Origin of the sequence: Nocardia tenerifensis NBRC 101015, assembly GCF_000308715.1 — a bacterium.
Lineage (GTDB): Bacteria > Actinomycetota > Actinomycetes > Mycobacteriales > Mycobacteriaceae > Nocardia > Nocardia tenerifensis.
On the sequence record NZ_BAGH01000591.1, the window covers coordinates 20,371 to 31,484 of the forward strand.

Annotated in this window: 12 protein-coding genes; 8 read left to right on the forward strand and 4 right to left on the reverse strand. The window is 70.2% G+C overall.

Translation table 11 applies throughout. The annotated features are described in order from the left end of the window. The first annotated feature begins 61 nt into the window (after positions 1-61). Entirely contained in the window at positions 62-634 is a 573-nt protein-coding gene (locus tag ON39_RS39695) for a TetR/AcrR family transcriptional regulator (RefSeq protein ID WP_040741941.1), read from the forward strand. Here the strand turns inward: ON39_RS39695 and ON39_RS39700 are convergent, their stop codons facing one another. Further along, entirely contained in the window at positions 635-1,234 is a 600-nt protein-coding gene (locus ON39_RS39700; protein WP_040741956.1) for an HD domain-containing protein, read from the reverse strand. A gap of 142 nt (positions 1,235-1,376) precedes the next feature. On the opposite strand from ON39_RS39700, the gene ON39_RS39705 reads away from it, so the two are divergent. Both ON39_RS39705 and ON39_RS39710 read left to right on the forward strand, forming a co-directional pair. Next, a complete protein-coding gene (locus ON39_RS39705; protein ID WP_040741942.1) occupies positions 1,377-2,132 on the forward strand; it encodes a ferritin-like domain-containing protein in 756 nt (251 codons plus the stop codon). Between the two features lie 133 nt (positions 2,133-2,265). Next, a complete protein-coding gene (locus ON39_RS39710) occupies positions 2,266-2,604 on the forward strand; it encodes a hypothetical protein (protein WP_146251239.1) in 339 nt (112 codons plus the stop codon). A 48-nt stretch (positions 2,605-2,652) separates the two neighbouring features. Here ON39_RS39710 and ON39_RS39715 read toward each other — a convergent pair whose 3' ends face one another. The 3 genes from ON39_RS39715 to ON39_RS39725 form a co-directional block, all read right to left on the reverse strand. Then, the gene (locus ON39_RS39715; protein WP_040741944.1) at positions 2,653-4,023 is read right to left on the reverse strand and encodes a family 1 glycosylhydrolase; all 1,371 of its coding nucleotides are present in this window, start codon (positions 4,021-4,023) and stop codon (positions 2,653-2,655) included. Positions 4,024-4,103: 80 nt separating this feature from the next. Then, entirely contained in the window at positions 4,104-4,898 is a 795-nt protein-coding gene (locus ON39_RS39720; RefSeq protein ID WP_040741945.1) for a hypothetical protein, read from the reverse strand. Positions 4,899-4,957: 59 nt separating this feature from the next. Then, the gene (locus ON39_RS39725; RefSeq protein ID WP_051187695.1) at positions 4,958-5,662 is read right to left on the reverse strand and encodes a PAS and ANTAR domain-containing protein; all 705 of its coding nucleotides are present in this window, start codon (positions 5,660-5,662) and stop codon (positions 4,958-4,960) included. Positions 5,663-5,860: 198 nt separating this feature from the next. Between ON39_RS39725 and ON39_RS39730 the strand changes: the two genes are divergently transcribed. The 5 genes from ON39_RS39730 to ON39_RS39745 all read left to right on the forward strand — a co-directional run. After that, complete coding sequence (locus tag ON39_RS39730; RefSeq protein WP_083894970.1) at positions 5,861-7,432, forward strand: FAD-binding oxidoreductase; 1,572 nt, start codon at positions 5,861-5,863, stop codon at positions 7,430-7,432. Positions 7,433-7,534: 102 nt separating this feature from the next. After that, a complete protein-coding gene (locus ON39_RS49315; protein ID WP_157195610.1) occupies positions 7,535-7,672 on the forward strand; it encodes a hypothetical protein in 138 nt (45 codons plus the stop codon). A gap of 42 nt (positions 7,673-7,714) precedes the next feature. Continuing rightward, a complete protein-coding gene (locus ON39_RS39735; protein WP_040741946.1) occupies positions 7,715-8,485 on the forward strand; it encodes an AraC family transcriptional regulator in 771 nt (256 codons plus the stop codon). A gap of 168 nt (positions 8,486-8,653) precedes the next feature. Then, on the forward strand, positions 8,654-9,826 hold the full coding sequence (locus ON39_RS39740) for a 4-hydroxybenzoate 3-monooxygenase (protein WP_040741948.1): 1,173 nt from the start codon (positions 8,654-8,656) through the stop codon (positions 9,824-9,826). Between the two features lie 45 nt (positions 9,827-9,871). Further along, on the forward strand, positions 9,872-11,114 hold a 1,243-nt coding region (locus ON39_RS39745), incomplete at its 3' end, for a helicase-related protein (RefSeq protein WP_303621537.1).

Here is an 11,114-nt window from a genome sequence, read left to right on the forward strand (position 1 = left end):
TCGCGCCGACGGTGAGACATATGTCTACGACAAATGTCTAAGACGCTGGTAGCCTCGGGGCATGGGAAATCGCGAAGACCTGCTGGCCGGTGCGCGCAAGGCCGTGCTGGAGCGCGGCCTGGCCAAGACCACCGCCCGCGATATCGCGGGCGCCGCGGGGGTCAGTCTCGCCGCCATCGGCTACCACTTCGGCTCGAAGGACCGGCTGGTCACCGAGGCGATCGCCGAGTCGATCGGCAGCGGTGTCGGCGACGGAATGGACGCCGCGATCCGGACGGGCGGGACGGACCGCTCGTTGCGCGAGAGTGCCGCGCCCACCTGGGACAGCCTGCTCGAGGTGGTCGCGAACAACCACGAGACGCTGTTGTTGAGCGCGGAGAACGGCCTGCTCGTCGCGCGGTCGCCGGAGTCGCAGCAGTATATGGCCGAGGCCACCGAGACGGCGTTGCACGAGCTGACCCAGACCTTGCTCGAGGTGCACCCCGAGCTGCCCGTCGAGCGGGCGCGGGCCGTCGTCAGCCTGTACTTCCTGCTCTTTCAGGGACTCGCCATGACGAAGCTGATCGCGCCGGCCGCCGCCACGATGGACGGCGAGCAGCTCGCGCTCGCCGTGGAGACGTTGCGCGACATGTGATTACACGCGGTCGAGCGGATTGGCCGAGATCCGGGTGGCCAACCCGGAGCGCAGGGCCTCGGCGGGGGAGGTGTGCGGCTTGCGTCCGGCCTGCGCCTGGAAGCAGCCGAGGAACTCCTCGGGCAGGCCGAGACGTGGATGACGCTCCAGGACGCTGAGCCGGAACTCCGGCGCAAGCGCATCGCAACCCCGGCCCGAGATGTCCACGGAGGTCCCGTGTTCCAGCAGATACCCTTCCGGGTCGGCCGCGACGTCGACGCTGTCGGCCATGTGGGCGACGATCACCTCCGAGACGCGCGTGCGCCGCTGCTCGGGCCAGCCCGCGGCCGCGCCGAACACCCAGGCCAGATGCCCGCCCGACACCTCGAACGAGAGGCTGGCGTTGTCGAACTCCTCGACCAGGCCGAGGTCGTGCAGCAGCGCCGCGACATAGAGCAGCTCGGCGTCGAAGCCTAGGCCGGTGAGCTGCGCGTGGCCCGCGGCCCACAGATAGGAGCGGACCGAGTGGTTGAACAGCGCGGGCGTGCAGTAGGCGGCCGCCACCTCGGTGGCCGCGCGGCAACTCGCTGAGTCCGGAATCGTCAGGTCGTCGAGCTTCACGGTGTCATTGTGCCAGCGACGCGCGGGCGGTCTCTGCACAGAATCTCCACGCGTGACCCCGAAGACCCGCACAATCGTTGTCTAGGTTGGCCTCGAGTGACGCTCGCCGCCCCGGTGAGCCGGAGCATGGAGGTAGGCAGGCGTGGACGAGTTCGCCCGGTGGACAACCGAATTCGAGGCCAAGCAACGCGCGCGAGCCGCGGCGGGCGACCCGGACTGGGGCCGGGGCGCGCGGCTCGACGCGGCGGTGGCCCGCAGCGTGCAGCGGTTCCAGGTCGGCGAGAGCGGCGACGGGGCGAACCTGATCGCCAAGGCGGAGGCCACGGGCGATCCGGTGTACGCCGCCGCGGTGCGGCTGTTCGTCGCCGAGGAGGTCAATCACGCGCGGCTGCTGGGCTCGCTGCTGAAGGCGGGCGGGTGGCCCACGATTCGCGCGCACTGGAGCGACGCGGTGTTCGTCCGGCTGCGCCGGGCGCTGGGACTGCGGCTCGAGTTGATGGTGCTGATGGTCGCCGAGGTGGTCGCGCTGCGGTATTACCGCGCGCTGCGCGACGGTACCGACGACGCGTTGACCGCGCAGGTCGCCGGGTTGATCCTGAACGACGAACTGCGGCATGTGCCGTTCCACTGTCAGCGGCTGCGCGTCGCGTTCGCGACGACCTCCCGCCCGGCCCGGCTGATTCCGGTGCTGCTGTGGTGGATCGTGCTGATCGGGGCGACCGTGGTGGTAGCCGCCGATCACGGCCCCGCGCTGCGCCGACTGGGCGTCGGCCGGGCCGGTTTCGTGTTGGATGTGATCGCGTTGTTCAGAACGATCGTGCCGACCGCCGTGTCGGCGGATACGCGGGTGAGCGCCGGCGGCGGGGCTGTTCCGCCGCGGGCGGCGCTCGGCTGGTAGCCGCCCCGCCACCGCGAACGGGGCTCGCCCGGCCCGATTGATGGGATGTCTGCGGACCATGCACTGCGCGAGATGTGGCCTCGCGCACCGGTTTTGGTTTGCCGGGACCGGCCGGTCTGGCAGGGTGGTGGGTGTGACCGAGATCAGCGACAGGGGCAAGCTGAGGTACCTGGTCGAGATTTCCGAGGACGACCGAGGGAGCGCGCTGTGGTGGCAGGTGGCCAATACCGGTGGTGCGGCGCAGGTGGCGGCGGCACTGGTCGAGATGGCCGTGCGCCTGGAGCTCGAGCTGCCGTACCACCCGAGTGAGGTGCGGTGCTGGTATCGCTACGAGGTGCGCTGGCCCGACGGCGCGATCCTGGAGGGGTTCGAGGGCGCGGTCGAGCCGCTGCTCATCCCCGACGACCTGCGTGCGCTGGCCCGCTCGGTGATCTCGGTGACCGTGCGCGACCGGCGGCGGCGGACCGAGTAGAGACCCGGCGGCGGATCGAGTAACGCCGCGCTGCCACCGAATTCGCGGCTACGGAATCCCGACGGGGGACAGGCAGCTGGCCGGCGGGTCGATCAGCACGCACGGGGCGGCCCCACGGGTCGGCCGGTAGTCGGCGGGGACGCCGCCCTCGGCGACCAGCTGGGCGTAGGCGCCGACCGCGTCGGTGGGGCGGCGCGCCAGGCCGGGATCGGTGCGCACATCGACCGTGTAAAGGCCGAATCGCGGTGCGTAGCTGCCCCATTCGTAGTTGTCGGTGAGGCTCCAGTAGTTGTAGCCCATCACGTTCATGCCGTCGGCCGCGGCGCGCTGGATCCAGTAGACGGTGTCGCGCAGATGATCCGCGCGGGAGTAGCCGTCGGCGCGGGGGCGGCCGTTGTCGGTGGGCATGCCGTTCTCCACGACGTAGAGCGGCTTTCCGGGGAACACGCGCGAATAGTGTTGCAGCGCGTAGTAGATGCCCTCGGTGCGGATGGGCAGGTCCCAGATGCTCGGGCCGGGCACGGTGGGCGCGGCGGAGCCGACGGCCCCGGCGACGGTGCCGAGCGCCCTGGTGACCGCGCCGATCGCCGTCTGCGCCGGATCGTAAGCGAAGTAGTAGTCGATGCCGACGTAGTCGAGGCGGTTCGCGACGCGGGTGAGGAAGCCGCCGTTGATCTCGTCCTCCGCGCCGGCGACGTAGCCGACGTTGCTGGTCACCTGCGCGCCGGGCTGGACCTGGTGGATGTGGTCATAGATGGCGTTGTGCGCCTGGGCGATCCGCTCCGTCATCTCGCCGGCCTCGGCCTTGCCGCGGCGGACCTCGTGGGAGATGTAGGCGGCGGGCTCGTTCACCGCGACCCACAGCGGGTCGCGGGAGGCGTAGCGGTCGACCACCGTGCGCATGTTGGCCAGCCAGTCCTCGACCATGCCCGGATTGCGCCACCCTCCTCTGTCGGCCGCCCAGCCCGGGTACACCCAGTGGTCGAGGGTGATCATGGGGCGCATGCCCGCGCGCGCGATGTGGTCGAGGACGGCATCGTAGAAGCGGAACGCGTTGTCGTCCCACACGCCGGGGGCCGGTTGCAGCCGCGCCCATTCGATTCCGATCCGGAACACCCGAACGCCGAGCCCGGCGGCCAGGTCGATGTCGTCGGCGTAGCGGTCGAGGAAGCCGACCGAATCCTGGAGCGGGTCGTAGTCGGGGTGGTTGGGGATGTAGCGCGTCCAATTGCTGTCGGGCGCATGCCCTTCGGACTGGAAGCCGGAGGACGCGACACCCCAGAGAAAACCGGGGTGCATCGGCGCGGCCGCGGCGACCGGCCGGAACAGCGGAGCCGCCGGGGCGTTCGTACACAGCAGCAAGGTCGATGCCGCCGCGGCGAGTACGGCCAAGGCGGACCTGCGGAACCGGAATCGCATCAGCTCAGGGTAACTGGGTGCGCGCTGTCGACGGGGCAATCGGGGGATAGTCGCGTTTCGTTCCGCGAGTTCGGGCCGGCCTACTCGGCGGGCGGTGCGCGCAGGCTGAGGCGGTCGGCGAGGGCGTCCACCGCGTCGGCGTCGAGGTAGGCCTCGGTGATCAGTTCGAGGATGGCCGCCCAGCGCCGCACCCGCGGGGTCCAGCGCTGGGCGAAGGCGTACGCGTAGTCGATGTCGTCCGAATTATCGCTTTGACGCCGCTGTTCGGCGGCCGCGAGCGCGGCGTGCAGGGTGTGCTGGGCGAGCGCCAGCTGCGCGCGGCAGTGGTCGAGATCGGGGACCTCCTCGCGCACGGTGGCGGCCTCGACCCGCAGCTCGCGCACGAGTCTCGCGACCCGAGGATCGAGCGGCGACGAGGGCGGCGCGCAGGTGCCCGCGGCGACGGCCCTGTCGCGGCGCTCGCGCCTGCGCCGCTCGTGTTTCTCGGCCGTCGCGAGTTCCGCGCGGTAGGTGTCCAGGTCCGCGACGGTGACGGCCGGGTAGGTCAAGGTCGCTGTGGTGGACAGCCTTTCGACGCCGTCGCCGTCGCGCACGATCAAGGTCAGCTCGTCGAACGGCGGGGCGGGGTCGGGTCGGCCGTCGATACGTGCCTCCAGGACGGCGTTGCGGTGCTCGACCACGAGGTCGGCCGCGACGCCGTCGAACACCGCGGTGCCGACCTCGATGTGGTTGGCGCAGACGCGGCCGGTGTGCGGGTCGGGCGCTGCGAGCACGCCCTCGCCGGACTCCGCCACGGCGGCTCCGGCCGGTCCGCGACCGACGATCTGCCAGGTGTAGCCGCCTGCCGCGGTTCGCCGCGCATGGTTGTCCGGCATGGCCGAACGGTACTCCGCCCCAATGGTTTTGTGCGCCGAACCGATCCGGCCCGCGCTCGTTATCGACCGTGCGCCGACGGTTCGCCCGCCTGCTCGTGCACCGTGAGCAACAGGTGATCGAAGCTGGTCCGCTGCGAGAGCGGGCCGCCGCCCATCGTGTTGATCCCCGTGACGAGCCGCTCGGCCAGCTGCCGCAGCTTGGTGTTGGTCTCCTGCGAGCGCCACTGCAGCACACGAAACGCCTGCTCGGCGCTGATGCCGTACACGAGCATCAGCGCGCCCTTGGCCTGCTCGATGACCTCCCTGGCCTTGATCAGATCCGGCAGGGTCTCCTCGACGAACTCCCGCCTGCCCTCCTCGACGGTGTCGCTCACGTCCACGTAATACCCCGCGGTGCCGACGATCTCGCCCGCCTCGTCGAGCAATCGATCGCCGACCACGATCACCGAGTGCACCGCGCCCGCGGTGTCGACGATCCGATGACGGCTGCAGTACGGCTCGCCGGTCTCGATCGCCGAGGCCAGCGTCGCGGCGACCTGCGGGCGATCCTCCGGATGCTTGTGCGACAGCAGCAGATCCGTCGTCAACTCCACCGAACCCGGCTGATAGCCGTGCATCACGGCCACCTCGTCGGACCACTCCCACCGCTGGTCGGCGAACCAGAATCGAAAACTGCCGACACTCTGCGGGCTACCCGCCACCACCTGCTCCAGCGCGTCGGCGCGACCCGCCGCCGGCTGCCCGAACTCCGTCACGCCGCCCATTATGAAAGTCCGCTACCGCGTGTCGCGATGGTCGAAGGTCCCCAAGCTCGTGTCGGGGTTAGGCTCGCCGCGCGAATTCTCGGTGCGCGCGTCGGTGGACGATCATATGCGGCGCGTGGCCATGTCGGGGTGCGTCGCGTTCGCGGTTCTGTGTCGGTTCGGTGTCCTGTCGCTCTGCTCGAACGAGAGGGTTTGCGGATGTCTTTGTCACGGCGGCGTTTTATCGGTGCGGCGGGGGTCGGCGCCGGTGGGATCGTGGTCGGCGGTCGGGCGGTGGCCGTCGCGGACGCGGGGCCGAAGGTCGTGCTGCCGGGGGATCCCGAGTACACGCCGCTCACGCTGCGCGGCTACAACCGTAGGTTCGTCGCGGGTCCGCGGAAGATCTTCCTGCCGATCGACGCCGAGCAGGTCCGCGTCGCGGTGGAGCGGTCGGTCGCCGAGGGGTTGCGGATCGCGGTGCGCTCGGGCGGGCACTGCTTCGACGGATTCGTGGACGGGCCGCACACGCAGGCGATCATCGATCTGAGCCGGATGACGTCGGTGTCGTTCGACGAGCACTACCGGGCGTTCGCGGTCGACGCGGGCACGGAGCTCGGCCCGATGTATGACCGGCTGTTGCGCGGGTGGGGTGTCACGATTCCGGCGGGCATCTGCCTCGGCGTCGGTGTCGGCGGGTATTTGAGCGGCGGCGGGTACGGCCCGCTGTCGCGGCGGCTCGGGCTCGCGGCGGATCACGTCCACGGCGTCGAGGTGGTGACCGTCGATGACGCGGGTAAGGCGCGTGTGGTCACCGCGACCGCCGACGGGCCGAACGCGGATCTGTGGTGGGCCCATACCGGGGGCGGCGGCGGCAATTTCGGTGTGGTGACGCGGTTTCTGCTGCGCTCGCACGATGCCGACGGCGCGGACGCGGCGCGGCTGCTGCCCAAGCCGCCCGCCGAGATGCTGCACGCCCGGCTGGTCCTGCCGATGTCGACGGAGGAGTCGTTCGTCCGGTTCGTGGGCAACTATCTCGCCTTCTTCGAGCGAAACAGCCACGCCGACAGCCCTTTCGCGGGGTTGTACGCGCCGCTGCACGTCAAGCCATTCGCGGGGTCCTGTGACATCCTGGTGCTGCTCGCCGCCGACGTGCCCGAGGCCGAGTCGCGCTACGCGGAGTTCGTCGCGGCGATCGGCGACGGGGTGTGGCCGCCGCCGCTGGTGCCGCCGCTGGAACGAAAGTCTTACGGCGACACGGTGTCTCAGGTGTATTACGGCAAAGGGCCGCTGCCACCGCGCGTCAAGGTGAAGGCGGCGTATCTGCGCCGCGCATACACGCCGCGGCAACTGCGGATCTTCTACCGATACCTGACCGACCCGCGTTCGTTCGGCGAATCTCAGGTGGAGTTCCTGCCTTTCGGCGGTGCGATCAACGCCCGGCCCGCCCACGCCGCCGCCATGCCGGTGCGCGACTCGTTCATGAAGATGCTCATCCACGCGGCGTGGCGCGATCCGGCCGACGACGAGAAGTTCCTCCGGTGGGCGCGGGAGCTGTACCGAGAGGTCTACGCCGAGACGGGTGGGGTTCCGGTGCCGGATGAGGTCAACGGCGGCAGCTATATCAATTATCCGGATCCGGATCTGCGGGATTCCGACTGGAACTCCTCGGGCGTGCCGTGGCATTCCTTCTATTACCGCGACAATTATCCGCGGCTTCAGCGAATCAAATCGACGTGGGATCCGCGCGGTGTTTTTCAGCATCCGCTGTCGATCGAGGGCGCCGCCGGCTGAGCACCGTCACGACGGGTCGCGTCCGTCATGCGCGGTGTTTGGTCCTCGCCGGAGCGGGAATCGCGGTGCCATACCCCGCCCGACTACCGGAGGAACGGTTTCATGACAGCGCCGCGCACCCACCGCAACGAACCCGCTCTCATCGACAACGTCCACGGAGCCCTGCTGGTACTCCTGCTCCTGGCGGTCATCGGTCTGCTCGCCCTCAGCTCTGCCCTCCCCGCCGCCAGCCCGTTCTGAGCCCGGCCGCCGCCGAGCGAGGCTTTGGTAACTTCGCCGGTGATGCCCGAAACCTGCCCCACGCCGCCCGAGCTCGACGTCGCGATGAAGCGGGGCCGGATGGGTCACGGCACGCACATCGCGATGCACCGCCACCGGGAGGGTCAGCTGCTCTACCCCTCGGCCGGAGTCCTGGCCACGACCACCGAGTTGGGCACCTGGGTAGCCCCGGCGGACCGGCTCACCTGGACGCCGCCCGGTTTCGAGCACAGCCACCGCGCCTACGGCGACACCGAGATCCACGTACTAGAGGTGCCGCGGGCACTGAGCGGCGACCTGCCGGACGAGCCGACCGTCTTCGCGGTGACACCCCTGCTGCGGGAGGCGCTCGTCGCGCTCACCACCGCTCGCCCGTTCCAACCCGGCGCGCGCGACCGGCTGCGCCGGGTCGTGATCGATGAGCTGACCCACATTCCCGACCACTCGGTGTATCTGCCCGAGCCGCGCGATGATCGGCTGCGCGCCGCCACCGCGCAACTGCACGTCGACCCCGCTACCTCCGCGACGCTGGCCGAACTGGGCCGCGAGGTGGGGGCGAGCGAGCGCACGCTGAGCCGGCTGTTCCACGCCGAGCTGGGGATGAGTTTTCACCAGTGGCGCACCCTGTTGCGCGTGCAGCACGCGCTGGTGCATCTGCTCGACGGCCGCTCGGTGACCAGCACCGCGCTGGCGTGCGGGTGGTCCAATCCGACCAGCTTCATCGAGGCCTTCACCGCCCTCGTCGGCCAGACGCCCGGCCGGTACCAGAGCGAGCTTCGGCAGCGGGCGCGCTGATACTCGGCGGGTTTCCGGTGTGCGGTGACCGGTCGCCGGTGGTGCACGCCGGGCGGGCACGCATAACGTAGTGGTATTCCCGCGTTCGGGAATTTCGTTATTCACCCCGGAATTATCGGGGAATTTCAACCGCCACTTGTCATGTGAGCTTTTCAGGAGTGCTCGAAAATGTCAGAGAACACCACGGTGGTCGTCGTCGGCGCGGGTGTCGCCGGATTGACCCTCGGAAACTTATTGCTGCGCAACGGAATCGACTGCGTCGTTGTGGAAAAGCGTTCCCGCGAGTACGTGGAGTCGCGGCAGCGCGCCGGCGTCGTCGACGCCCGCGGCGAACGCATGTTTCATGAATGGGGATTGGCCGACCGGGTGCTCGGCGGCGCGCCGTTCGACATGGTGATGAATCTGCAGATCGGTGGGGAGCGGCGGCTGCTCGAGCTGGAATCGGACGGCGCGGGCGGCGGCCGATTCTGCCCGCAGCAGGTGCTCGTCCGCAATCTGACCGAACTGTTCGTGGACTCGGGCGGAGACCTGCGGTACGAGGTCGACGTGTCGTTGACGGATATCGACGGCGAGCGTCCGCTGGTCACCTATCGCGACGGCGCGGGCTCGACGCGAGAGATCGTGTGCGAGTTCGTGGCGGGGTGCGACGGTGACCGGGGTGTCAGCCGGGCGTCCATCCCGGACGGGCACCTCACGCGCCACTCCCACGAGTACGGCTACGCGTGGCTGACCATTCTCGCGGAGGTGCCCGCCCAGCGGCAGTCCATGATGGCGATGCACGACCGGGGTTTCGCGGGGCAGTTCGGCCGCGGGCCCAGCGCGAGTCGTTTCTATTTGCAGTGCCCGCTCGACAGCGTCGTGGCGGAGTGGACGGCCGAGCGAATCTGGGACGAGCTCGAGCTCCGCTTCGGCGAACCCATGGCGCGGCGGGGTGCGATCACCAGCACTCAGCTGGTGCCGTTGCGCAGCGTGGTGTACGACCCCATGCACTACGGCCGGTTGTACCTGCTCGGGGACGCGGCGCACATCGTCCCGCCGATGAGTGCGAAAGGAATGAATCTCGCCCTGCACGATGCCGACGTATTCGCGAAGGCGGTAACCCATTACATAGCCGGCGATCGCGATTCGACTCTGCTCGACGCCTATTCGCCGACCTGCCTCCGTCATGTGTGGAACTACCAGGCCTTCGCGATGTGGTGGACCGAGGCGGTGCACAACGTCGGTGACGCCTCCTACCAGGGCGGGTTCCGGCAACAGGTCGCCAGGGCGGATCTGGAGCGCCTGTTCGTGTCCGGCTCGGCCAACCGCTTGTTCAGCGAGTTCATCGCCGGGTTGAACTAGGTCCGGTTGCCGGGCGGCGGGCCGTTGGCCGCAGACTGGGTGGCGATGAAACTGCCAGAACTTCCCGATCTGCCGGTCCGTGGCGTCCTCGATCGCGTGGTCGAGGTGCTCGCCGAGCGGGAGACCGCCGTGCTGGTCGCGCCGCCGGGGACCGGGAAGACGACGCTGGTGCCGTTGGCGTTGGCGGCCGGGACTTCGGGTCGGGTGCTGGTGGCCGAGCCGCGGCGGCTGGCGGCGCGGGCGGCGGCCGGGCGGATGGCCGATCTGCTGGGTGAGTCGGTGGGGGAGAGCGTCGGGTACTCGGTGCGCGGGGATCGCCGGGTCGGTAAGGCGACTCGGGTCGAGGTGGTCACGTCGGGGTTGCTGGTGCGCCGGTTGCAGGGCGACCCCGAGTTGGCGGGGGTCGACGCGGTCATCCTGGACGAGTGCCATGAGCGGCATCTCGACGCGGACCTGTTGCTGGCGCTGCTGCTCGACGCCAGGGCCGGGCTGCGGCCCGATCTGCGGGTGCTCGCCATGTCGGCGACCGTTGCGGCCGAACGGCTTTCGGCGCTCGTCGGCGGGGAGCGGGCGGCGCCCGTGCTGCGGGTCGAGGGGCGTGCCTACCCCGTCGATCTGACGTATGTCGCGCCGCTGCCACGGGAGCGGGCCGAGGCGCAGGTGGCGCGGGCGACCCGGGCCGCGCTCGCCGGGGCCGACGGGGACGTGCTGGTCTTCCTGCCCGGCGCGGCGGAAATACGCCGGACTGCAGCGCTTCTGGACGATGTGTCGGCGGATGTCGTTCCGCTGCACGGCAGGTTGTCCAACGCGGGGCAGGACGCGGCGCTGCGGTCGGGGCCGCGGCGGCGAGTGGTGCTCTCGACCTCGGTGGCGGAGTCCAGCCTGACCGTGCCCGGGGTGCGGGCGGTGGTGGATTCGGGGCTGGCCCGGGTGCCGCGCATCGACCGCGGGCGGGGACTGTCCGGGCTTGCGACCGTACGGGTTTCGGCGGCGGTGGCCGATCAGCGGGCCGGGCGAGCCGGGCGCGAGGCGCCCGGTCGGGTGTGGCGCTGCTGGCCCGAGCACGAGCACAGCACCCTGCCCGCTTACCCGGAGCCGGAGATCCGGACGGCGGATCTGACGCGCTTGGCGTTGGAGCTGGCGTGCTGGGGCACGGCCGACGGCCACGGACTGGCGTGGTGGGACGCGCCGCCGCCCGGCGGACTGGCGGCGGGGCGAAAGGTGCTGCGCGCCTTAGGCGCCGTCGACGCGAACGGCGCCGTGACCGACCGCGGGCGGCGGATCGCGC

What these genes read in the sequence shown, in the direction of transcription:
- ON39_RS39695 (WP_040741941.1), top strand. Translation starts at nt 62, where the DNA reads ATGGGAAATCGCGAAGACCTGCTGGCCGGTGCGCGCAAGGCCGTGCTG.
- ON39_RS39715 (WP_040741944.1), bottom strand. Translation starts at nt 4,023, where the DNA reads ATGCGATTCCGGTTCCGCAGGTCCGCCTTGGCCGTACTCGCCGCGGCG.
- ON39_RS39720 (WP_040741945.1), bottom strand. Translation starts at nt 4,898, where the DNA reads ATGCCGGACAACCATGCGCGGCGAACCGCGGCAGGCGGCTACACCTGG.
- ON39_RS39725 (WP_051187695.1), bottom strand. Translation starts at nt 5,662, where the DNA reads ATGGGCGGCGTGACGGAGTTCGGGCAGCCGGCGGCGGGTCGCGCCGAC.
- ON39_RS39730 (WP_083894970.1), top strand. Translation starts at nt 5,861, where the DNA reads ATGTCTTTGTCACGGCGGCGTTTTATCGGTGCGGCGGGGGTCGGCGCC.
- ON39_RS49315 (WP_157195610.1), top strand. Translation starts at nt 7,535, where the DNA reads ATGACAGCGCCGCGCACCCACCGCAACGAACCCGCTCTCATCGACAAC.
- ON39_RS39735 (WP_040741946.1), top strand. Translation starts at nt 7,715, where the DNA reads ATGCCCGAAACCTGCCCCACGCCGCCCGAGCTCGACGTCGCGATGAAG.
- ON39_RS39740 (WP_040741948.1), top strand. Translation starts at nt 8,654, where the DNA reads ATGTCAGAGAACACCACGGTGGTCGTCGTCGGCGCGGGTGTCGCCGGA.